This window comes from Pseudonocardia sp. DSM 110487 (assembly GCF_019468565.1).
In the GTDB taxonomy this organism is placed as follows: domain Bacteria; phylum Actinomycetota; class Actinomycetes; order Mycobacteriales; family Pseudonocardiaceae; genus Pseudonocardia.
Genome location: NZ_CP080521.1, coordinates 4,626,664 through 4,650,505, shown reverse-complemented (window position 1 = coordinate 4,650,505; position 23,842 = coordinate 4,626,664). Strand labels below are relative to the sequence as shown.

22 protein-coding genes are annotated in these 23,842 nt (G+C 72.1%); 2 read left to right on the top strand and 20 right to left on the bottom strand.

What is annotated here, in order from left to right:
• Window positions 1-34: 34 nt before the first annotated feature.
• Window positions 35-1,618, bottom strand: coding sequence for a PQQ-binding-like beta-propeller repeat protein (locus tag K1T35_RS21655; protein ID WP_220261930.1), 1,584 nt, complete (start codon window positions 1,616-1,618; stop codon window positions 35-37).
• A 43-nt stretch (window positions 1,619-1,661) separates the two neighbouring features.
• Window positions 1,662-2,321 (bottom strand): response regulator transcription factor, encoded by a 660-nt coding sequence (locus tag K1T35_RS21650; RefSeq protein ID WP_220261929.1) that lies wholly within the window; start codon window positions 2,319-2,321, stop codon window positions 1,662-1,664.
• A gap of 158 nt (window positions 2,322-2,479) precedes the next feature.
• Here K1T35_RS21650 and K1T35_RS21645 point away from each other — a divergent pair, with 158 nt between their 5' ends.
• Window positions 2,480-3,880 (top strand): aminomethyl transferase family protein, encoded by a 1,401-nt coding sequence (locus K1T35_RS21645; RefSeq protein ID WP_220261928.1) that lies wholly within the window; start codon window positions 2,480-2,482, stop codon window positions 3,878-3,880.
• Window positions 3,881-3,953: 73 nt separating this feature from the next.
• Window positions 3,954-5,555: a benzoylformate decarboxylase gene (gene mdlC, locus K1T35_RS21640; protein WP_220261927.1), complete on the top strand. Its 1,602-nt coding sequence runs from the start codon at window positions 3,954-3,956 to the stop codon at window positions 5,553-5,555.
• A gap of 227 nt (window positions 5,556-5,782) precedes the next feature.
• On the opposite strand, the gene K1T35_RS21635 is transcribed toward mdlC, so the two are convergent.
• From K1T35_RS21635 to K1T35_RS21550, 18 genes are all read right to left on the bottom strand, one after another.
• Window positions 5,783-7,087, bottom strand: coding sequence for an MFS transporter (locus K1T35_RS21635; protein ID WP_220261926.1), 1,305 nt, complete (start codon window positions 7,085-7,087; stop codon window positions 5,783-5,785).
• 117 nt (window positions 7,088-7,204) lie between these two features.
• Window positions 7,205-8,803, bottom strand: a complete 1,599-nt coding sequence (locus tag K1T35_RS21630) for an ABC transporter substrate-binding protein (protein WP_220261925.1) — start codon at window positions 8,801-8,803, stop codon at window positions 7,205-7,207.
• The gene (locus K1T35_RS21625; RefSeq protein ID WP_220261924.1) at window positions 8,800-9,732 is read right to left on the bottom strand and encodes an SDR family NAD(P)-dependent oxidoreductase; all 933 of its coding nucleotides are present in this window, start codon (window positions 9,730-9,732) and stop codon (window positions 8,800-8,802) included. The genes K1T35_RS21630 and K1T35_RS21625 overlap by 4 nt, the downstream gene beginning before the upstream one ends.
• Window positions 9,733-9,743: 11 nt before the next feature.
• Window positions 9,744-10,661 carry an ABC transporter permease gene (locus K1T35_RS21620; RefSeq protein WP_255622392.1) on the bottom strand — a complete coding sequence of 306 codons (918 nt, stop codon included), beginning with the start codon at window positions 10,659-10,661 and terminating at the stop codon, window positions 9,744-9,746.
• Entirely contained in the window at window positions 10,658-11,617 is a 960-nt protein-coding gene (locus K1T35_RS21615) for an ABC transporter permease (RefSeq protein WP_220261923.1), read from the bottom strand. The genes K1T35_RS21620 and K1T35_RS21615 overlap by 4 nt, the downstream gene beginning before the upstream one ends.
• Window positions 11,614-12,402, bottom strand: a complete 789-nt coding sequence (locus K1T35_RS21610; RefSeq protein ID WP_255622391.1) for an ABC transporter ATP-binding protein — start codon at window positions 12,400-12,402, stop codon at window positions 11,614-11,616. The genes K1T35_RS21615 and K1T35_RS21610 overlap by 4 nt, the downstream gene beginning before the upstream one ends.
• On the bottom strand, window positions 12,392-13,384 hold the full coding sequence (locus tag K1T35_RS21605) for an ABC transporter ATP-binding protein (RefSeq protein WP_220261922.1): 993 nt from the start codon (window positions 13,382-13,384) through the stop codon (window positions 12,392-12,394). Before K1T35_RS21605 ends, K1T35_RS21610 begins: the two co-directional genes overlap by 11 nt.
• A 2-nt stretch (window positions 13,385-13,386) precedes the next feature.
• Window positions 13,387-13,617, bottom strand: coding sequence for a hypothetical protein (locus tag K1T35_RS21600; protein ID WP_220263341.1), 231 nt, complete (start codon window positions 13,615-13,617; stop codon window positions 13,387-13,389).
• Window positions 13,614-14,675, bottom strand: coding sequence for a hypothetical protein (locus K1T35_RS21595; protein WP_220261921.1), 1,062 nt, complete (start codon window positions 14,673-14,675; stop codon window positions 13,614-13,616). The genes K1T35_RS21600 and K1T35_RS21595 overlap by 4 nt, the downstream gene beginning before the upstream one ends.
• Window positions 14,672-15,211, bottom strand: a complete 540-nt coding sequence (locus tag K1T35_RS21590) for a UGSC family (seleno)protein (RefSeq protein WP_255622390.1) — start codon at window positions 15,209-15,211, stop codon at window positions 14,672-14,674. The genes K1T35_RS21595 and K1T35_RS21590 overlap by 4 nt, the downstream gene beginning before the upstream one ends.
• Window positions 15,212-15,235: 24 nt before the next feature.
• The gene (locus K1T35_RS21585; RefSeq protein ID WP_220261919.1) at window positions 15,236-16,024 is read right to left on the bottom strand and encodes an ABC transporter permease; all 789 of its coding nucleotides are present in this window, start codon (window positions 16,022-16,024) and stop codon (window positions 15,236-15,238) included.
• A complete protein-coding gene (locus K1T35_RS21580; protein ID WP_255622389.1) occupies window positions 16,024-16,875 on the bottom strand; it encodes an ABC transporter ATP-binding protein in 852 nt (283 codons plus the stop codon). The genes K1T35_RS21585 and K1T35_RS21580 overlap by 1 nt, the downstream gene beginning before the upstream one ends.
• Window positions 16,872-17,924: an ABC transporter substrate-binding protein gene (locus K1T35_RS21575; RefSeq protein WP_220261918.1), complete on the bottom strand. Its 1,053-nt coding sequence runs from the start codon at window positions 17,922-17,924 to the stop codon at window positions 16,872-16,874. The genes K1T35_RS21580 and K1T35_RS21575 overlap by 4 nt, the downstream gene beginning before the upstream one ends.
• 68 nt (window positions 17,925-17,992) lie before the next feature.
• Entirely contained in the window at window positions 17,993-19,087 is a 1,095-nt protein-coding gene (locus tag K1T35_RS21570) for an ABC transporter ATP-binding protein (protein WP_220261917.1), read from the bottom strand.
• Window positions 19,084-20,106, bottom strand: coding sequence for an ABC transporter ATP-binding protein (locus K1T35_RS21565; protein WP_220261916.1), 1,023 nt, complete (start codon window positions 20,104-20,106; stop codon window positions 19,084-19,086). The genes K1T35_RS21570 and K1T35_RS21565 overlap by 4 nt, the downstream gene beginning before the upstream one ends.
• Window positions 20,103-20,972, bottom strand: a complete 870-nt coding sequence (locus K1T35_RS21560; protein WP_220261915.1) for an ABC transporter permease — start codon at window positions 20,970-20,972, stop codon at window positions 20,103-20,105. Before K1T35_RS21560 ends, K1T35_RS21565 begins: the two co-directional genes overlap by 4 nt.
• Complete coding sequence (locus K1T35_RS21555) at window positions 20,959-21,954, bottom strand: ABC transporter permease (RefSeq protein ID WP_255622388.1); 996 nt, start codon at window positions 21,952-21,954, stop codon at window positions 20,959-20,961. The genes K1T35_RS21560 and K1T35_RS21555 overlap by 14 nt, the downstream gene beginning before the upstream one ends.
• Entirely contained in the window at window positions 21,951-23,558 is a 1,608-nt protein-coding gene (locus K1T35_RS21550) for an ABC transporter substrate-binding protein (RefSeq protein WP_255622387.1), read from the bottom strand. Before K1T35_RS21550 ends, K1T35_RS21555 begins: the two co-directional genes overlap by 4 nt.
• Between the last annotated feature and the right edge of the window lie 284 nt (window positions 23,559-23,842).

The following is a 23,842-nucleotide window of genomic DNA, read 5'->3' as shown; positions in this document are numbered from 1 at the left end:
GCACGCGCACCGGCGTGCCCGGGCTCACCCCGGGTCAGCCCAGCCCGACCACCGTGCCGTAGCTGCTGGCGACGGCGACCACGACCGCGCCGGGGGCGGGCACGACGAACGCGTCCCGCAGGCGGTCGAGCCCCGCGAACACATCGCCGGGCCGGAGACCGAGCGGCACCACGGCGCCACCGTCCACCTGCAGGTCGAGGTTCCGCTCGCCGCGGCACAGCCGGAGCACGGCAGCACCGGTGACGGCCACCGCCGCCTCGCGGCCGCAGCCGGGCGGCACCGGGAGGACCGCGCCGCTCCCGTCGACCGTCGCCACCACGCGCTCCGGATCGCCGTCCAGCAGCTGGACCCGGCCGTCGCCGGCCGGAAGGGGAAACGCGTCCGTGTCGAGCCGACCGGCCACGCGGCCGCTCGCGGACTCGACGACGACGTGGCTCGCGCCGGCCCCCGCGGTGACGAGCAGGGCACCGTCGCTCGACGCGCGCACCGCGTAGTCCGACGGCGCCGTGGAGAACGGACGGACCTGCAGGGACCAGGCAGCCTGCCCGGTGCGCTCGTCGAGCCCGTGCAGGGTCGCGCCGTCCGGGCACTCCGCCTCCACCGGCACGACCCGGACCGCGGCGAGCGACCGCACCAGCGAGCTGCCGCAGCCGGGCGGCGGCTCCCAGGTCCACGCCGGGGTTCCGGTGACGATGTCGTGGGCGGTCTGGCGGGCGCGGAGCGGGTGCTGGTCGTACGCGTCGTCGTCCGGCCGCTGGTAGTCCGATAGGGCGACGACCGTGTCGGTGACGAGCAGGTCGGGACGCCGGTCGACGGCGTTCTCCCAGCGCCGGGCGCCGGTCAGCGCGTCGAGGACGGTGACGACCGCGACTCGCGATGACGCCCCCTCGTGCACCACGACGACCGAGCGGCGGTCCGGGCTCACGACGAGGTCGGCCACGCGCGCTCCGGCGCGCGCGAACGCCCACCGCGGCGTGCCGGTCGCCCCGTCCAGCGCGGTGACGCCGTCCTGGCCCGCGACGACGACCCCGGCGCCGGCGGCACGCACGTCGCGCACCGATCCGTCCGCGTCCCACTCCCAGCGCACCCCGTCCACCCGCTGGGCGTCGGGTCGCGGGTCCACGACCGCCGTGGTGCTCGACCGGACCGGCGCGTCGACCACCAGGGTGGCCGCCACCCCTGCGGCGAGCGCGGTGCCGCCCACCGCCACCACCGCGGCCATGGCCACCCGTAGCCGGCGCGTTCCGCCGGTGCCGGCCGCCGGGGCGCCGTCTCGCTCGAACGCCCGCGCGAGCGTGCCGAGGACGACCACGGCGGAGCCGACCGCGAGCACCCCGGTCGACGGGCCCGGGAGCCCCGACTCCACGGCTCCGGTGACCGCGAGAGCTCCCGGCACGACGGTCGCGGCGGCGCAGATCGCGGCGAGCACGCGCGCGTTGCGGGCCGGCGAGAGGGACAGCAGCCCCGCGGCGGCGATGACGGCGGACGTGCCGGCGGTGAGCTGGTCGAGGTCGGCACCGAGGTCCCACCCACCCAGGCCCCGGCGGTCGAGGAACGCGCCGACCAGCATGCAGACGAGTCCGGCGAGCACCACGATCACCGCGGAGGCCCTGCGCATGCCGCAAGTGTGGATCATCCACCCGCGCGGCAACAGGTCGACCTCACCCCGTGGGCGGGACCAGCCCTTCCCGGATCGCCAGCAGCGCCGCCTGCGTCCGCGACGCGAGCCCGAGCTTCCCGAGCAGGTTGCTGACGTGCGTACGGGCCGTGCGCTCGCTGATCACGAGCGTCGCGGCGATCTCCTTGTTGGACCGCCCCTCGGCCACCAGCCGCAGGATCTCGCGCTCGCGAGCGGTGAGGGCGCGCAGCCCGCTGCGGGGCGCCCGGATCTCCTGGGCGAGGCGCCGGGCCACGGCCGCGTCGAGGAACACCTCGCCCTGCGCGGCGGCGTGCAGCGCGGCGGCGATCTCCCCCGGCCCCGCGTCCTTGAGCAGGTAGCCCGCCGCGCCCTCGTGCAGGGCGGCGTGCACGCGTTCGATCTCCCCGAAGCTGGTGAGCACCACGACCTGAACGGACGGGTGGCGCCGCCGGATCTCCGCGATCGCGGTGACCCCGTCCATGCCCGGCATCTGCAGGTCCATCAGCACGACGCCGGGCAGCCTGCCGTGCACCGCGAGCTCCGCGAGCACGTCCAGCGCAGCTGCGCCGTCGGCGGCCTCGCCCGCCACCTCGACGTCGTCGAGCACGTCCAGGTAGGCGATCACCCCGCGCCGGACGACCGCGTGGTCGTCGACGACCAGCACTCGCAGGGGCGTGTTCACCGCCCCATCATTCCGGGCCCTGAAGGCGGTACGTCAAATGACGCGGCCGCCCACGCTCCGGTGGCCGTCCCGGTCGCGCCATTTCCCTGTGTCCGCGCGGGTACACCCGTTCCTAGGTTGACCGGAGACCGTAGGAGCGGAAGACGAGGGTGGCACGCATGAGCGCGAAGAACCTCCAAGAGGTGTTGGACCAGGCAGGAGACACCGTCGACCTGCTGCGCAACTCACAGCTGGGGGCGTACATCTACCCGGTCGTGCCGGCCGAGTTCACGAACTTCCGGCGCGAGGTCATCGCATGGCGCGAGACGGCCGTGCTGTTCGACCAGAGCCACCACATGGTCAACCTCTTCATCTCCGGCCGCGACGCGCTGAAGCTGATCACCGACAACGGCATCAACAGCACCGCGAAGTTCCGCGTGGACACCGCGAAGCAGTTCGTGCCGGTGTCGCCCGAGGGCGGGGTGATCGGCGACGGCATCCTCTTCCGGCTGGCGGAGGACCAGTTCATCTACGTCGGCCGCGCCCCGGTGGCCAACTACCTGCAGTTCCGGGCGACCCAGGGCTACGACGTCGACATCAAGGTGGACCAGCGCTCACCGATGCGGCCCTACGGCAAGGCCGTCACGCGCGACCTGTGGCGCTTCCAGATCCAGGGCCCGCGGGCGTGGGAGGTCATCGAGAAGCTCAATGGCGGCCCGGTCGAGCAGACCCGGTTCTTCACCCTCGGCCACATGAAGATCGGCGGTGAGGACGTCCGCACCCTGCGCCACGGCATGGCGGGCGCGCCCGGACTGGAGATCTGGGGACCGTACGACAGCTACGACCGGGTGCGCGAGACCATCCTCGAGGCCGGCCGCGAGTTCGGGCTGGAGCCGTGCGGGTCGCGCGCGTACGCGTGCAACACGCTCGAGTCCGGCTGGATCCCCTCGCCGCTGCCGGCCATCTACACGAGCGACGGGCTGCGCGACTACCGCGAGTGGCTGCCCGCCGAGGGCTACGAGGCCACCAACGCCATCGCGGGCAGCTTCGTGTCCGACAACATCGAGGACTACTACCTCAACCCGTGGGAGATGGGCTACGGGTCGTTCGTGAAGTACGACCACGACTTCGTCGGACGTGACGCGCTCGCCGCGATCGAGCCGGAGAAGCAGCGCCGGAAGGTCACGCTGGCCTGGAACGCGGAGGACGTCGCCAAGCTGCTGGCCTCGCCGGTCACGGACGGCCCCGACTACCAGTTCTTCGACCTGCCCAACGCCAACTACGGGCCGTCCAACTTCGACTCGGTGGTCGACTCCGACGGAACGCTCGTCGGGCTCTCGCTCTTCACCGGCTTCAGCGCCAACGAGAAGAAGGTGCTGTCGCTGGCGACCGTCGCCCCCGACGTGCCGCTCGGTGCCGAGGTGCAGGTCATCTGGGGCGAGCCAGACGGCGGCACCCGCAAGCCCACCGTGCAGCCGCACGAGCAGCTCGCGGTGCGCGCCGTCGTGAGCCCCGCGCCGTACGCGGAGGTCGTCCGCGAGAGCTACCAGCCGGGCTGGCGGTCCAAGGCAACGGTCTGACTGCTCCAGAGCGCCGTCGGCGGGGCCGCGCACGAGCCGGCCCCGCCGGCGGGTTTCACGAGAGGATCCGATGGTGGCCACCATTCGGAACGTCGTCCACGACCTCCTGCGTACGTGGGGGCTGACCACAGTCTTCGGCAACCCCGGATCCAACGAGCTGCCGTTCCTCGACGGCTTCCCGCCCGACTTCCGCTACATCCTCGGCCTGCACGAGGGCGCCGTGCTCGCGATGGCCGATGGATACGCGCAGGCGACCGGCCGCCCCGCGCTGGTGAACCTCCACTCCGCCGCCGGCCTCGGGCACGCGGTGGGCAATCTCGCCAACGCGCGCGCGAGCCACACGCCGCTCGTGGTGACCGCGGGCCAGCAGAGCCGCTCGATGGTCGGCTTGAACGCCGTGCTCGGCGAGCCGGATCTGGTGCGCGTGCCGGAGCCGCAGGTGAAGTGGGCGTGCGAGCCCGCGACGGCGCAGGACGTGCCACGGGCCCTGTCCGAGGCGCTCCACCGGGCCACCCTGCCGCCGGCCGGGCCGGTGTTCGTGTCGCTGCCGATGGACGACTGGGCGCAGCCCGCCGACGCGGACGCGGTGGCCATGCTGGCGGGGCGCCAAGTCCGATGGGTCGGTGCGGCCGACCCCGACGTGGTCGGCGAGCTGGCGGGGCGGATGGCGGCGGCGCGCACGCCCGCGCTGGTCGTCGGGCCCGAGGTGGACGACGAGCTGGCGTTCGACCGGGTGGTCATGCTCGCCGAGCGGTGGCTGGCGGCGGTGTGGACGGCGCCGACGCCGCCGCGCTGCCCGTTCCCCACCCGGCACCCGCAGTGGCGCGGGGTGCTGCCCCCGAGCATCGCCGGGGTTGCCGAGCACCTCACCGGCCACGATTTCGTGCTCGTACTGGGCGCGCCGGTGTTCCGCTACCACGCCCACCGGCCAGGCCCGTGGCTGCCCGAGGGCACCGAGCTGGTGGCCGTGGGTTCCGATCCCGGGTCGGCGGCACGGGCCCCGTTCGGGGACGCGCTGGTGGGCGACGTGGCCGCGATCGCCGGGCAGCTGCTGCACGCGCTCCCCGAGGAAGCCGGCCGATCCCTGCCGGAGCCGCGCACCATCCCCGATGCGCAGCTGCCCGACGAGGCCCCGTTCCCCGCCGACGCCCTGTTCGCGGCGCTCACCGAGGCCATGCCGGCGCGTGCCCGCCTGGTGAACGAGTCCACCGCGAACACCGCCCAGTTCTGGACGCACCTGGACCTGCGCGCACCCCGCTCCCTGCTCTTCCCCGCGGCAGGCGGGCTCGGCTTCGGCCTCCCCGCCGCCGTCGGCATCGCGCTGGCCGACCCGGAGCGCCCGGTCGTGGCGGTTCTCGGCGACGGCGCGGCGCAGTACGGCATCACCGGGCTCTGGACGGCGGCGCAGCACCGGCTGCCGATCACGTTCCTCGTGCTGCGCAACGGCGGCTACGGCGCCCTGCGCGGCTTCGTCGACCAGATGGGCGTCCAGAACGCGCCCGGCCTTGACCTGCCGGACCTCGACGCCGTCCGCATCGCCGAAGGCTACGGCGTGCCCGCCTGCCGGGTGTCGACGGCGCGGGAGCTGAAGGCGGAGCTGGCCGCGATGGGCAGCTTGGACGGCCCGCGGCTGGTGGAGGTGCCGGTACCGGCGGAGCTGCGGCGGCTGGGCTGACGGCCGCCGCTCCTTGAGGCGCCTGGCGGTCTCTCGGACATGATCAAGGCATCGGCGCGAAACCGGCCAAATACGGCCGGCTACGCACCCAACCGATGATCACCGGCACTGACCTGCCCGCGGCAACCACGAAGATCACCAGATGGGTGCCCCCACGGCCGTATATGGCCGGCCGGGCACCGATCCGATGATCATGCCGACGGTGCCGCCCCTGCCGCAGCCCGGGCTCAGCCGTCCGTCGCCGCGGGCAGTGCCTCGCTCTTTGCAGCATGGCCCGCCTGCAGAGCGAGGATCCCCAGGAGGCTGAGCAGGCAGATGCCGGTGAGGTAGAGCGCGATGGCCGTGGACGAGCCGTACTCGGCGAAGAGCCACGTGGCCGCGATCGGCGTGATCGCACCGCCGATCATGCCGCCGATCTGGTAGGCGATCGAGGCGCCGCTGTAGCGCACCCGCACCTCGAAGATCTCGGTGAACAGCCGGCCCTGGGCACCGACGATGAGCCCCTGCACGATCGCCGCGACGCAGAAGGCGATGAAGGCGAGCCCGGCGTTGGCGGTGTCGACCAGCGCGAACATCGGCAGCGGCCACACCACCGCGGTGACCGTGCCGATCACGTAGATGGGCTTGGCGCCGTACCGGTCGGCGAGCACGGCGGACAGGACGATCGTGGCGATCCACACCACCGTGGACAGCAGGATGAGCGTGAGCAGCAGGGGCCGTGCGAACCCGACGACCTGGGTGCCGTAGTTGAGCATGTAGACGATCACCGAGTAGCCGATCGCGGGTGGGGCGATGGCGGCGAGGCTCGCGAGGATCAGCTTCCCCGGCGCGGTGCGGATCAGCTCGGCCACCGGGACCTTGCTCAGCGTCTGTTGCTTCTTGAGCCGTTCGAACTCGGGCGCGTCCTGCAGGCGCCTGCGCACAACGATCCCGACGACGACGAGCACGATGCTCGCGAGGAACGGCAGGCGCCAGCCCCACGACATGAAGTCCTCGTCCGACAGCGGGGAGACGGCGAGGAAGGCGAGGTTGGACGTCAGCACGCCGACGGGCACCCCGAACTGCGCGAAGCTGCCGTAGACCGCGCGTTTCCCCGGCGGGGCGTGCTCCGTGGCGATCAGCACGGCCCCGCCCCACTCGCCGCCGACACCGAAGCCCTGTGCCAGCCGCAGCAGCACCAGCAGGATCGGGGCGGCGATGCCGATGGACTCGAACGTGGGCAGTACGCCGATCAGGAACGTGGCGCTCCCGGTCAGGACCAGGGTGAGCACCAGCATCGACTTGCGGCCGAGCCGGTCCCCGTAGTGGCCGATCACGGCCGCTCCCAGCGGGCGGGCGATGAACCCGACGGCGAAGGTCGCGAACGCGGCGAGGGTGCCGGCCGCGGGCGAGAACGACGGGTAGAACAGCTGGCCGAACACCAGCGCGGCCGCCGTGCCGAAGATGTAGTAGTCGTACCACTCGATCGACGTGCCGATGAAGCTCGCCACGAAGATGCTTCTGCGGGACGGGCTGGTGGCAGGTGTTGTCACGGCTGCGCACTCCTTCGGACGCCATTCGGTGGGATGATCCAAACAAAGCGGCGGCAGCACCGCACCTGCGCCGGGACGCGTGTGGAATACGTCATCTGTCCCGTTCACGCCTCCATGTCATGCGGTGCTGTCGGCGAGCCACACATCCGCGAGGCGCCGGCCCTGGTAGATCGGGCTCGGCCACAGGCCCTGCACCCGCTCGTTCGCGATCGCGTAGTCGAACTTCTGGATCGGGTAGAAGGCCTGCCGGATCTCGGTCTCCATCCGCACCTGCATCTGCCGGTAGATGTCGGCCCGCGCGGCCTCGTCGACCGTCGCGCGGGACTGCTCGACCATCCGGTTGAGCTCCGGGTCGTCGACGAGGGCGTAGTTCTCGATCGAGTCCGGCGCGAAGTCGCGCCACACCTGGTCGGGCAGGTGCACGCCACGCAGGGCCTTGGTGATCGCGAAGTCGTGGTTGCGGCGCCGGTCGATGCCGGTCGCCGGGTCCACGATCTCGATCTCGGCCCGGATGCCGACCTCGGCGAGGTCGGCCTGCATCCACTGCGCCTCACGCACGTCCTCGTCGTCGACGCGCTGCACGAGCAGCGACGTGGAGAACCCGTTCGGCAGGCCCGCCTCGGCGAGCAGCGCCCGCGCGTGGGCGGGGTCGAACGGGCGTAGCTCGAGCACCTCTTCGCGGGTCAGCGCGGCGGCGCTGGTGTCCGGCCGCAGCAGGGAGGTCAGGTTGAAGTGGCCACGGATGTTCTCGCCCATGCCGACCCAGTCGACCGCCTCCATCACCGCCTGCCGCACCCGGATGTCGTCGAGCGGCTCTACGGTCGGGTTGAGGTAGATGCTGATCGGCGCGCCCGGTGTCTCGGTGACCGTGAAGCCGCCGCGGGACCTGAACTCCTCCGCCACGTTCACGTCGCTGGTGACGCCGGCGTCGAGGCGGCCGCTGCGCAGGGCGGCGGTGATGGCCGCGGTGTCGGAGAGGATCGGGCGGCGGATCTCGTCGAGGTAGGGCCGGCCGGGGACGAAGTAGTCCGGGTTGCGCTTGAGCACCCATTCGACGTCGGGCGTGTGCGTGTCGAGCATGAACGGCCCGGTGCCGATCGCCTGGGTCTCCAGGTCGTACTGCCCCTCGACGCCCTCCCTCGGCAGGATCATGTTGAAGTGGTAGGCGAAGTACTCCATCAGCGGGCCGTATGGCCGTTCGAGGCTGAACACCACGGTGTGGTCGTCGGCCGCGGTGATGCTCGTGACCGGCTCGATCATCCACGTGTGCACGCCGGTGGCCCGCTTCAGACCCTCGAAGGTGGCCACGACGTCGTCGGCGACGAACGGACGCCCGTTGACGGGCGCGATGTTGTGCCAGCGCACGTCGCGGCGGAGGTGGAAGGTGTAGGTCAGCCCGTCCGGCGCAATCTCCCAGGACTCGGCGAGGTCGGGCTCGATCTCGAGCGACGTCACGTCCGGTCCGGTCCGGAACTCGGCGAGCTTGCTGTAAACCGTGCCCGAGACGATCCCCATCGTGGTCGGATCGCTCGTCGTCAGGGGGTTGACGCCGCGGGTGACCTCGGTCGTCTGCTGCACCACGAGGCTGCCGCCTGGGCGCGGCTCCCCGACCGGACCGGATCGGCTGCGCCCACCTCCCCCGCACGCCGTGAGCCCCAGTGCGCCCGACGCGGCGAGGGTGGCCAGCAGGAACGTCCTGCGGTCGACGGGCCTCATGCCAGCTCCTGGTCCAGTTCACCGGTGACGTCCAGGGGGATCAACGGCAGCGGCCCGGCGAGATCGGATGCGGGTGCGGGCGCGTAGGCGAAGTTCTTGGCGCGCGCCCCGCCGTCGACCACGAAGTCGCAGCCGGTGATCAGGCGGGCGTAGTCCGAGCACAGCCAGGCCACGGCGTGACCGATGTCGGTCGGGGTGCCGGTGGTGCCCATGGGCACGAGCGGGGCACGCTGCCCGGTGAACCGGGACGGGCGACGCCACTCCTCGTCGCCGGTCTGACCGCCGATGCCGTGGGCCCGGGGGTTCTCGAGCACGCCGCCGGGCCCGCGTTCCTTGATCAGCTCGGGGTTGTCGGGGGTGGGCGCGGTGGGCGTGAAGCTGTTGACGCGGATGCCGTAGGGGGCGAGGTCCATGGCCGCCGCCCGGACGAAGTTGTTCACCCCGCCCTTGTGGAACGCGTAGGCGATCACGCCCGCCGAGCCGGACCAGCCGTTGGACGAGGAGATCGCGACGATCGAGCCGCGGATGCCGCGCTCGGCCATGTGCCTGCCGACGTGCTTGGTGTTGAGGAAGTTGCCCAGCGCCGCGACGCGGACGGCGCGGTCGAAGAACTCGGTGCTCTCGTCGAGCACGCCCTTGCCGCCGAGCAGCGCGGCGTTGTTGACGAGTATGTCGATCTTGCCGAATTCCTCGATCACCCGGGCGAGGTAGCCGGTGACCTGCTCCTCGTCGGTGACGTCACCGGGCACCGCGATGGCGGTGCCACCGTTGCGCTCGATCCGGTCGACCGCGGTCTTCGCGGCCGCTGGGTCGATGTCGTTGCACGCGACCTTCGCGCCGTAGCGCGCGAGCGCCAGCGCGATGCCGCTGCCGATGTTCGGTCCCGCCCCGGTGATCAGGGCGACCTTGCCCTCCAGCGAGATCTCCACGTTGCTCCTCTTCAGTTGTCGGGACGCGCGAGGGTCGGGGCGAGCGCCGCGGGCGGGCGGCCACCGCCCCACCAGCGGCGGGCGGCGCGGTCGATCACGGGTCGCTGCAGGCGCGGGTCGAGGTGGTCGCGCAGGGCGTCGCCGAGCAGGTTGAAGCTGAAGACGGCGAGCGACAGCAGCGCGGCGGGCACGAGGATGACCCACGGGGCGCGTTCGACGTACCGGACACCCTCGGACAGCATCGCGCCCCACGACGGCGTCGGCGGCGGGGCGCCGATGCCGAGGAACGACAGCGCCGACTCCGCGATGATCACGCCGGCGAAGATCAGGCTGCCCAGGGTGAGCACCGACGCGAGCAGGTTGGGCAGCACGTGCCGGAAGAGGATCCGTGGCACGCCCGCACCCGTCGCGCGCGCGGCTTCCACGTAGCGCTCCTCGCGGATGCGCAGCGTCTCGCCGCGGGCGATCCGGTTGAACGACGGGGTGATCACCACGGTCAGGGCGACCACGGTGTTGCGCACCGATGGGCCCAGCACCACCGCGATGAAGAGCAGCAGCACGATGCCCGGCACGGCTTGCACGGCGTCCATCACGCGTTGCAGCACGACATCGACGGCGCGGCCGACGTAGCCCGAGACCACGCCGATCGCGGTGCCGAGAACGAGGCTCGCGGCGGTGGTCGCGACGCCGACCAGCAGCGACGTGCTGGCGCCGTGGATCGCGCGGCTGAGCACGTCGCGGCCCAGGTCGTCGGTACCAAGGGGGAACTGCGCCGAGGGCTCGGAGAGGATGTCGCGGCGGAACTGCTCAAGGGGGTCGTGCGGGGCGAGCCACGGGGCGAGGATCGCGGCGAGCACGAACACGGTGATGAGCACGAGGGCGATCGCGCCGAGTGGCTGGGCGCGGACGAACTGGCGGACAGCGTTCACGAGAGCGCCCTCCCGGTGCGGATCCGGGGGTCGACCAGCGCGTACAGCAGGTCGATCACGATGATCGTGACGACGAAGAGGCCGGCGTAGAAGATCGTGCAGGCCACGACGACCGGGTAGTCGCGGTCGAGGACCGCCTGGTAGATGAGCTGACCCGTGCCCGGGATGGCGAACATCTGCTCGAGGATCACCGTGCCGCCCAGCACGGTGGCGAGCTCGAGGCCGAGCAGCGTGAGCACCGCGATCGTCGAGTTGCGCAGGGCGTGCTTGAACACCACCGTCCGCTGCCGGGCGCCCTTGGCGTGCACAGTGCGGATGTAGTCCGACCCGAGTGACTCCAGCATTGACGAGCGGGTCATGCGCGCGACCGCGGCCATGCCACCCGTCCCGAGCGCGAGGACGGGGATCGCGATCTGCTGCAGCCAGCCCACGAAGTCCTCCCCCGGGCCGACATAGACGATCGGGGGTGACCAGGCGAACCACAGCGCGAGGAAGGTCAGTAGCAGCAGCCCGACGACGAAGTTCGGCACCGAGAGGAACGCCACCGCGAACAGGCGCACCGCGGCATCCACCGCGGTGCCGCGCGTGACCGCGGCGACTATGCCGAACCCGATTCCGAGCAGTGCGCCGATCGCGATGGCCAACAGCCCCAGCTGCAGCGTGACCGGGACGCGGGCGAGGAACAGCTCGGTGACCGGCTCGCCGCCGTAGAACGACGTCCCGAGGTCACCCTGCACCGCGCCGGCCAGCCAGGCCCCCAGCTGCGCCCACACCGGGTCGTCGAGGCCGAACTGCGCCCGCATCGCCGCGGCCTCCTCCGGGCTCGCGCCGGTCTCCTGCAGCTGCAGCGCGACCGCGTCACCCGGCACCAGCCGCATGACCACGAAGACGAACACGGTGACCAGCGCCATCACGACAAGGCCGTAGCCCAGCCTGCGCAACGTGTAGCCGATCATGTCGCCTCCGGCGCAGGGAGCGTGCGCACCGCACCGACGAGCGTCTTCGTGTACGCGTGCTGTGGCTCCGCGAACAGGACGTCGCCGTCGCCGCGCTCGACGATCTCCCCGAGGTGCATCACGCAGACTTCGTCGGCCATGTACCGCACGACGTTCAGGTCGTGGGCGATGAACAGGTAGGACAGCCCCAGCTCTGCCTGCAGCCGCTTCAGCAGGTTCAACACCTGGGCCTGCACCGAGACGTCGAGCGCCGACACGGCCTCGTCGCAGACGATCAGGTCGGGGCCGGTGGCGAGCGCGCGGGCGATCCCGATCCGCTGGGCCTGGCCGCCGGAGAACTGGTGGGCGTACTTGTGCAGGTCGCGGGCGCCCAGCCCGACGCGTTCGAGCAGCTCCACCACCCGGTCGGTCCGCTCCTTCCCACGGGCCAGCCGGTGCACGGCCAGTGGCTCGCCGACGGCGTCGGCCACCCGCATCCGCGGGTTGAGCGAGCCGAAGGGGTCCTGGAACACGATCTGCATCCGCCGCCGCAGCGCCCTCACCTCTCCGCGGGACGCGCGCAGCAGGTCGACGCCGTCGAACGAGATGCGGCCCGCCGTCGGGTCGAGCAGGCGCAGCGCGAGCCGCGCCACCGTCGACTTCCCGGAACCGGACTCCCCGACCAGCCCGACGGTGCGCCCGCGCGGGATCGTGAACGACACCCCGTTCACGGCCTTGACCACGGCGCGGCGCATCCGGAAGTGCTTCACCAGGTCGTGCGCCTCGAACAGCGGGTCACCCGACACGCGCCACCTCCCCCGCGCCCACGTGCTGCCAGCACCGGCTCGTGCGGCCCGGTCCCAGTTCGACGAGCGGCGGGTCGTCGGTCGCGCAGCGCTCCAGCACCGACGGGCAACGCGGGTGGAAGCGGCACCCGCCGGGCAGGTCGGAGGGGTGCGGCACGTTTCCCGCGATCGCCGGCATCGGCAGGTCCCGCGGGGTGGCCGGCGTCGGGATCGACTCGATCAGGGCCCGCGTGTAGGGGTTGCGGGGGCCGCGCAGCACGTCGTCCACCCGGCCCTGCTCGACGACCTGCCCCGCGTACATCACGAGCACGTGGTCGGCCATCTCGGCGACCACGCCCATGTCGTGGGTGACGAAGAGCAGGGCGGAGCCGTGGTCGCGCTGCAGCCGGCGCAGCAGCTCGAGGATCTGCGCCTCGACGGTGACGTCGAGGGCGGTGGTGGGCTCGTCGGCGATGAGGAGGGCCGGCTCGCAGGCGAGCGCCATCGCGATCATCACGCGCTGCTGCTGCCCACCGGACAGCTCGTGCGGGTAGGACCGCACGCGGCGCGCCGGGTCCGGGAGCCCGACCTCGGCGAGCAGCTCGACGGCCCGGCGGCGCGCGTCGCGGCGGGAGACCGAGCGGTGGATCCGCATGGCCTCCGCGATCTGGTCCCCGACGGTGAAGAGCGGGTCGAGCGAGCTCATCGGGTTCTGGAAGATCATGGCGATCTCGGCGCCGCGCAGGCGCCGCAGCCGCTCCGGGTCGGCGCCGACCAGTTCGTCGCCGCGGAACCGGATCGATCCGCCGCTCACCCGGCCGCCGCCGAGCAGCCCGAGCACCGCGAGCGACGAGACGCTCTTGCCCGAGCCGGACTCCCCGACCACGGCCAGTGTCTCGCCTGCGGACACCGTGAACGACACCCCGGACACGGCCTCGATCGGCCCGGACGGCGTCGGGAACCGCACGCGGAGATCGCGCACGTCGAGCAGCGGAGGGGACATGGTCAGCTCGCGTCCGCGGGATACTTCAGCACGATCGCGTCCTCGGGCACGCCGAGCGCCGCGTGCAGGATGTTGCGCATGATCGGCTTCGGGACCAGGCAGTCCTCGCACGCCGCCGGTCCCGCGGTGATCGTCACCTCGACGCGGTCGCCGGTCTCGGCGAGCGCCATCCGGTAGTCGTCCGCCTCCAGGGTGCTGCGCAGCCCGGCGAGGGCGTTCTCGTCGATGCTCACGTTGCCGGTCCTCCTTCTGCCTTCTGCCGGATCGGGTGGGCGGTGCGCGACCAGCCGCCGAAGCCGAACGGGCGCACGACCATCGACATGGCGGCGTTGCGCGCCCCTGCCACGACGATCGGGATCTGCTCCGGGTCGGGCACGACGTGCAGGCCGTGCTCGTCGACGCCCGGCCCCTCCTGCCCGTCGAGGCTCTTGCCGGCGAGCCGCATCTCGGTGTGGCTGCGGAAGGCGTGCTCGGAGATCCAGCGCTGCACATCGGCCTTCGAGAAGCCGCCTGCTGCCAGCAGCTGGGCGTGCTCGACGCCGAGCACGAGCCCGGCCGAGGAGTGCCGCCCGATCGCGGCGCCGGTGCGCGCGACGGTGTCGGCGATGTCCCACAGCACCTGCTCGGGCTCCGAGGTGTGCCGGTTGTCGACGAACTCGCAGGTGCGCAGCAGCATCGCCGAGACCGCGTCGGTGCCGGGGGCCAGCCCGAGCTCGGTGGCGAGGGGCTCCCAAGGGCTCTCCTCCTCGTTCTCCCCGATGCAGAGCGTGAACCGCCCGGGGATGCCCTGGGTGGACTGCTCGAGCTCCTGCGGCCGGATGCCGAACACGTTGCGGACGACCAGCCCGATGGCGCGCGCGATCGTCGCGTTGGCCCGGAAGCCCGGGCCGAGCACGCCGCCCGCTGAGTTGATGCCCAGCTCACCGCGGATCGGGCCGTTGACCACGATCAGCGGGGCCGGGCCGCTGGTGCTCTGCCAGCCGCCGCCGGTCACCACCCGCTGCCGCATCAGCGCGTCCCACGCGGCCAGCACGACCGGCAGGTACTCGGGCCTGCATCCGGCCATGGCGGCGTTGATCGCGGCCTGCTCCACGGTGCACTCGCGCCCGAGGTGCGGCACCGCGGCCACCACCTCGTCGCGCGGCCGAGGGGTGGCGGCCAAGAACTCCTCCACCACGTCGGCTGTGACGGGCACGATCGGCAGCCCGTCGGTCCAGCCCTGCTCGTAGGCGTGCTCGATCGCCGCGCGCGTGTAGTGGAGCCGCTGGGTGTCCTCCTGGAGTGCGGTCATCGAGCCACCGCGGGTACCGCGCTGCTGAGCATCCCGACCAGCTCCGGCAGCGCGAGCCGGGCCCGGTCGCGCACGCCGTCGGCGTCGAGCGGCGCCAGTGGGTGCGCGGTGGTGACGTAGGTGTAGCCGGGGCTGCCCTGCAGCCGGGCCATCGCGTCGGCGCTCACCCGAAACGCGTCGGTGCAGATCACGGCCGCCGGCACGCCCGCGGCCTCGAACGCGATCCCGTCGGCCACGGCCGCCGCGCTGCACGAGCCGCAGTCGCCCACGCCGATGAGCACGACGTCGCAGCGCTGCGCCAGCTCGTCGAGCACGGCAGGCGCGATGGGGTCGGTGATGCTCGTCTTGCGGGTGCGCACCACGTCCGCGGTGCCGTGCTCGGCCGCCAGCAGCTCGCCGACGGCGTCCAGGAACGGCTCCGCGTTCTTCTTCGGGTTCGCCACAAGGCCGACCACCAGCCCGTCGAGCCGAGCGGGACGCGTGGCCAGGCGCGGCACGGCGGCGGTGGCGGCGGGTCCGGCGGTTGGGTCGACCATCGCCTCGAACATGGGGTTCCTTCCTCAGGGCGTGTCGCGGGCGAGCACCGACTCGTGCCACGGGATGACGAACCGCTTCGCCCCGTTGACGATCAGGTACAGCAGGCAGCCGAGGGCGGCGAGCAGCAGGATCACGGCGAACAGCTGTGGGGCGTCGAGCGCGTTCAGACTGACGACGACGAGGTAGCCGAGCCCCTCGCTGCCGCCGAGGAACTCGCCGACGACCGCGCCGATCACCGCGAACACGATGGCGACCTCCATGCCAGCGAACACGTACGGCAACGTGCTGGGCAGCTCCAGGTCGCGGAAGGTGGCCCAGCGCCGGGCGCCGAGGCCGAGCATGACGTCGCGGTGGCCGCGCTCGACCGAGCGGACGCCGAGCATCACGTTCAGCATGATCGGGAAGAAGGCCAGCGTGGCCGCCATGATGATCTTGCTGGTGACGCCGAAGCCGAACCAGATGACGAAGAGCGGGATGAACGCCACCTTCGGCACCACCTGCACCGCAACCAGGACGGGGCGCAGGGCCCGCTCCAGCCATTCCGCCCTGCCCAGCACCACCCCGGCGACGAGGCCGAACGCCAGCGCCGCCAGGAACCCGAGCGCCACCTCGGTGAGGGTGATGACCACGTGTCCCCACGTCGAGGCGTCGGCGAGCATCCGCAGCACCGCCTCCCCCACGTCGGCCGGCGTCGGCAGGATGAACTCCGACACCCCGAACGCCGTCACCGCGAGGGTCCAGACCGCGAGGACCAGCAGGAGCACGATCGGAGTGCTGACCCAGGGCAACCAGTTGCGTTCTTCCCGCTCCATCAGCCCTCCTCCCCGTCCTCGTCCAGTTCGCGACGCAGCCGACGCACGATCTCCTGGAACCCGGTCTCGGTCTCCACGTCGAGCGACCGCGGCCGTGGGAACCCGACCGGCGTGACCGACCGGATCCGGCCCGGCCGCGGCGACAGCAGCACGACCCGGTCGGAGAGGAACACCGCCTCGGTGATCGAGTGCGTCACGAACACGACGGTGGCGCCGGTGACCACCGAGATGCGCTGCAGCTCGAGGTTCATGCGGTCGCGGGTGAGCGCGTCTAGCGCGCCGAACGGCTCGTCCATGAGCAGGATCGACGGGTCGTAGGAGAGCGCGCGGGCGATCGCGGCCCGCTGCCGCATGCCGCCGGAGAGCTCGCGCGGGTAGGCCTTCTCGAACCCGCCGAGCCCGACCAGGTCGCACAGCTCCCCTGCGCGCTCGCGGCGGCGCCGCTTGTCGACGCCACGCAGCTTCAGCGGCAGCGCGATGTTGTCCTCGATGGAGAACCAGGGGAACAGGTTCGCCTCCTGGAAGACGATCCCGAACTTCTCCAGCGCCGCCGGGTCCCGGCTGCTGCCCTTCCAGAGGTTCTGCCCGCCGATGAGGACGTCGCCACTGGTCGGGGTGACCAGTCCGCCGAGGATCCGCAGCAGCGTGGTCTTGCCGCATCCGGAGCGGCCGACGAGCGAGACGAACTCTCCGGTCCGCACGGCGAGCGAGATTCCGCGCAGCGCCTCGGTGGTGGCGCCGCGCCTGCCCTTGTAGATCTTGTCGACATCGCGGAGCTCCAGCTCCGCCGTGCCCGCGCCGGGGCCTGCGAGCGACTCGGCGACCCTGGCGGTGTCGGACAGCCTGCTCACGACGACGCTCCCGGCAGCAGGTCGTTGGTGAACCTCCCGTTCGCGTCGAGGCCGCCGGGCACGAGCTGCTCGGCCACCGCCTCGTCGTACACGCGCGACCACTGGTCCGGAGCGATCTTCAGCAGCTCCCCGCTCGCCTGCCAGCTGGCGATGTACTGGCGCAGGGTCTCCTTGGCGACGTCGGGCTCGCGCAGGATCGGGATGTCGTAGGCGTCCCCGAGCGTCTTCAGCGTGGAGTCGAGCGGCTGGTCGGCGATCACCGACTCCTGGGAGGCCTTCACCGCCCGCAGGAAGCGCTGCAGCACGTCGCGCTGCGCGGGGTCGGCGAGCGCCGCCTGCGAGGTCATGTAGACCTGGGTGCCGCCCGCGATCACCTGCGATGGGTCGAGCACCACTGCGTCGGGCTGCTGGCGCTGGACGGTCACCGCGGTGTCCAGTGCCACCACGTAGGCGTCGATGCGGCCCTGTTGCACCAGCTCGTAGATGCCGGGAGCGAGCCCCACGACCTGCTTCTTCACGTCGGCATCGGTGAGCCCTGCGGTCCTGGCGAGGGTGTCGATGAGTGTCTCGCTGGTGCCGCCCTCCGACGGGATGCCGATCGTCTTGCCGCGCAGGTCCGCCGGGCCGCGGATCGGGTCGTCGGCCGCCGAGACGATCCGGATCGTCGCCTGCTGCGACGGCTGCCCGAACGCGCTGACCGGCGCGTCGCGGCCGCCGACGGCGACCATCATCTCGGAGTCGCTCACGCGCGTGACGAGCGCGCCGCCCGCGATGACGGTCTGGATCGCCTGCGCGCTTCCCCGCGTCACCTGGAACTGCACGTCCAGGCCCTCGCGCTCGAAATAGCCACCTTCCTTGGCGACGATCTCCGGGGTGAACGTGAGGCTCTCGATGGGCAGGACGTTGAGGAACGTGACGGGCGTGAGATCACCGCTGCCCGGCGCGCCGCCCGCAGGGGCCGCACCGCCGCAACCCGCGAGGAGCAGGGCGAGACCCGAGACGAGCGCGGCGAGGGCCCGGCTGAGATGTCGGTGGGACGGGGAGTTCATCTTCGAAACCCACTCTCTGGCGGCGTCGATGCCGGATGTCCGTTTTGAGATGCCCTTTTCGTGTGATGCTAGGAACGGCCGGGCAAGGGCTCGACCTGCAGATGTCCGCGCCGTCCCGCCGTGGTGTCGGGCGCGGAGCGGGTCAGATGTCGCGGTTCCCCGCGGTCCGGCTCGGGAGTGTCCAGCGGGAAGTGGCACGCCACGCTGTGCCCCGGCGAGTGCTCCTGCAGCGTCGGTTCCTCCACCGCGCACCGGTCCTGGGCGCGCGGGCAGCGAGTGCGGAACCGGCAGCCGCTCGGCGGATCGAGCGGCGAGGGCGGCTCACCGCGCAGCGGCACGGGCCGCCGGGCGCGCCCGGTGGCCGGGTCGAGGCCGGGCACGGAGTCGAGCAGCGCGGCGGTGTAGGGGTGCAGCGGCCCCCGGTACAGCGCGTCGGCGGGGCCGATCTCGGCGAGCTGCCCGAGGTGCATCACGGCCACCCGGTCGCTCACCTGCTTGACGAGCGCCAGGTCGTGGGCGATGAACAGGTACGACAGCCCCAGCTCCGACCTCAGCCGCTCGAACAGGTTCAGCACCTGCGCCTGGATCAGCACGTCGAGTGAGGACACCGCCTCGTCGCAGATCACCAGGGCCGGGTCGAGGGCGATCGCCCTGGCGATGGCCACGCGCTGGCACTGCCCGCCGGACAGCTCCCGCGGCCTGCGCCCGCCGAACACCGAGGGGTCGAGGCCGACGAGGTCGAGCAGCTCCCGCACCCGGCGGCGGCGCCGCTCCGCACCCTTCACGCCGTATCCCAGCAGCGGCTCCTCGACCAGCTCCGTGACCCGCCAGCGCGGGTTCAGCGAGCCGAACGGATCCTGGTACACCATCTGCACGTGCCGGCGCGCTGCCACAAGGCGCTTCCAGCGCAGCCGCACCAGATCGCTGCCCTGGAACAACACCTCGCCCGACTTCGGCCGCGGCGCCTGCACCAGCGACCGCGCGAGGGTGGATTTCCCGGAGCCGGTCTCGCCCACGATCCCGAGCGTCTCGCCGGTGTGCACGTCGAACGACACGTCCGACACGGCGTGCACCACCCCGCCGCGCAGGCCCCCTGCTCCGCGCACCGGGAACTCCTGCACGATGTTCCGGGCCCGGAGCAGCGGATCCTTTACTGCGCTCATCTCTCTTCCTCCGGGTGCCAGCACGCCCACCAGTGCCCCGGCTCGTGCTCGTCGAACGGCGGCGCCGTCGCGCACTCGTCGCCGGCCGAGCCGCAGCGCGGCCGGAACGGGCACCCCGCCGGCAAGGCGGCCGGGTCGGGCGGCTGCCCCGGCACCACCGGCAGCTCCGTGTGCGCAGGGCGTTCCAGCAGCGGGATCGCGCCCAGCAAGGCGCGGGTGTAGGGCATCCGCACCGACGCGAACAGCGTGGCGGCGGGGGCCCGCTCCACGGCCCGCCCGCCGTACATGACGACGACGTCGTCGGCGTAGCTCGCGGCCAGCGCGAGGTCGTGACTGATCAGGATCACCGCCATGCCGAGCTGCTGCCGCAGCTCGACCAGCAGCTCCATGATCTGCGCCTGCGTCGTGACGTCCAGCGCGGTCGTCGCCTCGTCGGCGATGAGCAGCCGTGGCCGAGCGGCGAGCGCGATCGCGATCATCACGCGCTGCCGCATCCCACCCGAGAGCTGGTGCGGGTACTCGTGGAAGCGGCGCTCCGGCGCGGGCAGGCGCACGAGCTGCAGCAGCTCGATCGCGCGCTCCTTCGCCGCGTTCCGGTCCAGCCGCGCGTGCGCCTGGACCGCCTCCGTGATCTGCGCGCCGATCCGCATCGTCGGGTTGAGCGATCGGGCCGGGTCCTGGAACACCATCGCGATGTCGGCGCCCCGGCGGCGGCGCATCTCCCGCTCCGGAAGGCCCACCAGCTCCGTCCCGTCGAACCGGGCCGAGCCGCTCACCTGCGCCGTCGGTGGCAGCAGGCCCATCAACGCCCGCGAGCTCACGCTCTTGCCCGACCCGGACTCGCCGATGATCGCGAGCATCCGGCCCTGCGCGAGGCGGTAGGACAGGCCGTTCACCGCGTACACCGCGCGGCCGGCCCGCGTGAAGCGCACCCGAAGATCGCTCACCTCGAGCAGCGGCGCCGGTTCCTTCTCCAGCGCGATCGGCTCGGCGTCGGCCGCCACCCGTCCTGTGGTCATCGGCCGCTCCACCGTGCCCGCAGCGTTTCGCCGAGCAGGTTGAAGGCCAGCACCGTCACGAAGAGCGCCGCGCACGGCCAGACCACGAGCATCGGTGTGGCCGAGAGGCTCTGCTGCCCCTGCGCGATCATGTTGCCCCAGCTGGGCGCGGGCAGCGGGATGCCGAGGCCGAGGAAGGACAGCGCCCCCTCGATCACCATGACGATGCCCATCCCCAGCATCCCGAACGTGATCAGCTGCGGGGTGATGTTCGGGGCGATGTGGCGCAGCAGCACCCGCCGTCCCGGCGTCCCGCAGAGCTGCGCCGCCGCCATGAACGGCAGCTCGCGCAGGCGCAGCGTCGCCGCGCGGGAGATCCGCGCGAATGCGGGGATCGAGAAGAAGGCGAGCGCGAGGATCGTGTTGGTCTGGCTCGCGCCGAGGCTCTGCGCCACGGCAAGGGTGAGCACCAGCGACGGGAACGCGATGAGCACGTCCAGCACCCGCATGATCACCGTGTCGACCGCGCCGCCGAGGTAGCCCGAGAGCGCCCCGAGTGTGCCGCCGACCACCAGCCCGAGCACGTTCACCGCGATCGCCACCACGAGCGACGACCGCCCGCCGTGCAGGATCCGCGAGAGGATGTCGTTGCCGTTGGGGTCGGTGCCCAACAGGTGCCCCGGCGAGCCGGCGTCGAGGTAGGACTCGAGCACGCTCCCCCCGGTCGGCGGCGGCACCGGCAGCACCAGCGGCCCGAGGAAGCAGGCGGCGGCGATGACCACGAGCGCCCCGGCGGGCACCACGATCTCCAGGTTGCGCGCCAGACTCCCCGACCTCCGCGCCTCGTCGGGCCCGGCCGACGCGGGAACGGCCTCAACGACTGCCATAGCGGATCCTCGGGTCGAGAACGGCGTAGAGCAGGTCGGCGGCCAGGTTGGCCAGCACGGCGACCACGGCGAACACCACGACGCAGCCCTGCACCACCGTCGCGTCGCGGGTGTTGATCGCCTGGAGCATCAGCTGCCCCATCCCGGGGAGGGCGAAGATCTGCTCGACGATCACGGTGCCGCCGAGCAGCGTGCCGAGGTTCAGCCCGACCACGGTGATCAGGCCGAACGCCGAGTTGCGGAACGCGTGGCGCAGCAGCACCTGCCACGGCCCGATGCCCTTCGCCCGCGCGGTGGTGATGTAGTCCTCCCCCTGCAGCTGGTCGACGAGGTCACCGCGCAGGAACCGGGTGTAGAAGCAGAACAGCGGGAACGCGATCGCGGCTGCCGGGAGCGCCAGCGAGTGCAGGTTGCCCGCCACCCCCTCCGACAGCGGGACGAACCCGATGGCCGGGAACAGCGTCAGCTCCACCGCGAAGACCAGCACCAGCAGCAGCGCGAGGACGTAGTTGGCCACCGAGAGGCCGGTGATGCTCACGAGCATGCTCACCCGGTCGAACAGCCGGTTCGGCCGGTACGCCGCCAGCAGCGCCACCGGCACGGCCAGGCCGAGCGAGACGACGAACGCGAGCGCCACCAGCTCGGCGGTGACGGCCATCCGCTCGGCGATCTGGCCCGTCACTGACTGGCCGTTCACCAGCGAGGTACCGAGGTCACCGGTGACCGCGCCGCCGAGCCAGTCCAGGTAGCGCAGCACCGCGGGCCGGTCGAGCCCGAGCTCGAGCTCGAGCGCCCGGATCTGCTCCGGGGTGGCCTCCGGCCCGAGCAGCTGCTGCGCGGCATTGCCGGGGATCAGGGCGAGCACCCAGAACGTCAGGATGCTCACCCCGAGGATGATCGGGACGACCATCAGCAGCCGCCTGCCGACGAGCCGCAGGCTCGGTGGAGGGGACCAGCGGGGACGGATCGCGACCGCCGTCACTGCGGCGCCCTCCACACTTCATCCCAGTGGACGCCGGTGTTGACGACGATCGGCGGGATCTTCGTGGTCAGCCCCGGCCCGTACACCCCTTCCGTCGCGAGGTTGGCGGGGGCGAAGGCGAGGCCGAACGGCGCGTAGGCGTGCTCGCTGATGTAGCGGCCCGCGTCGACGTAGAGCTTCTCCCGCTCCGCCGGGTCGAGGGTGGCCTCTGCGGTGTCGAGCATCCGGTCGAGCTCGGGGTCCTTCACGCCGGTGAAGGGCGAGTCCGACGAGAAGCGGAAGCCGACGCCGACCCCGGCCGCGGGATCCCACGCCCCCGCGGTCTGCAGCATCGAGTCCCACTCGCCGGAACGGAACTCCTGGATGAGCGTCGACAGCTCGTAGCTCTCGATCTGCACGGTGATGCCGGCTTCCTGCCACTGGGTCTGCAGCGCCGTCATCACCTGCTCGGCCACGTAGCCCTTGAGCGTGCCGAGGTGCACGGTGAGCCCGCCGAGCTCGGCGACCAGCTGCCGGGCGCGCGCGGGGTCGTGGGCGGGGTAGCCCGCGACGGTCTCGTGGTGGAAGAGGCCGCCGGGCCCGGTGAAGCTCTGGCTCACCGGGTAGCGGCCCCGGAACAGGCCCTGCGAGATCGCCGAGAAGTCGGTGGCGTGGTAGATCGCCTCGCGGGCGCGCTGGTCGTCGAACGGCGCGCGCTGCGTGTTCAGCTGCACCACGTACGGCGAGGTGGGCGGCTGCACGGTGACGGTGATCCGGCCCGCCTCCTGCGCCTGCTCCAGCAGCGGTGTGGTGTTGAGGCCCTCGTACGCCTGGGCCTGGCCGGCCAGCAGCGCCTGGTAGGCGGGCTGGTCGCCGCCGATCGACTGGAACGTGAGCCGGTCGAGGTAGGGCAGCCCCTGCTTGAAGTAGCCCGGGTTGCGTTCGAGCACGAGCTCGGAGCTGAGCTGGTTGGACACGACGGTGAACGGGCCCGCCGCCACCGGCTTCAACGCGAACTGCTCCTCCCCCATCTGCTGCAGCGCCGTTGGCGAGGCGATCCAGTTGACGTTCGTGGCCGGGAACGCGTTGATCACCGCGGCGAACGGGCGCGTGAACGTCAGCACGACGGTGCGCGGGCCGTCGGTGGTGATGCCGTTCTCGGCGAGTGGCCACGTCGGCGAGCAGGTGCACGGGGAGTCGACGGCCCGGCGGAAGTTGAACGCCACCGCCTCGGCGTCCATCGGGGTGCCATCGGTGAACCGGATGCCCTCCCGGATCGTGATCCGCACCGTCGTTCCGCCGTCGAGCAGCTCGTATCCCTCAGCCTGGTGCGGCACGACCTCGGCGCCCGAGCCGTCGTCCGCTGCCTGCAGCCGGAAGAGCCCGCCGTAGATCGCGCTCATCTGCGCGATGTTCGCGCCGCCCGTGGTGTTCGTGGCCGGGTCGAGCCCGGTCGGCCAGCCACCCGCGAACGACGCATTCTCCAGCACGGTGATCTCCCCACCGCGCTGCGGAGGGCCGGTCGGCGTCGCCGGACCTGCCGCTCGGCCGCCGCCCCCGCCGCACGCGGCGATGAGCATGAGCGCGGCCAGCAATACCGCTGCCGCGTGCGTGCGTCGTCTCACCTGGACTCCCGTTCCGTAGCGGGCCCGAGGGAGCAGCACGGTGACCGGGCTCACCCCAGGCGGCCCACTCAGCCTCAGGGAGGCGCGACTCGGGGTGCAGGGACGGTTTCGCGGGACGGAAGACATGTTCGGCGCCGCCGTGACGCATCGGTCATATGTCGTAGGCCGCATGGGTCGCCGCGGACGACATCGGCGAGGGCGGCCCCGGCACTTGTGACAGCACTTGTGACCTGGCTCCCGCAGTGGTGAGACTGGGCTCGATCTACAGCTCCATGACGCAGACG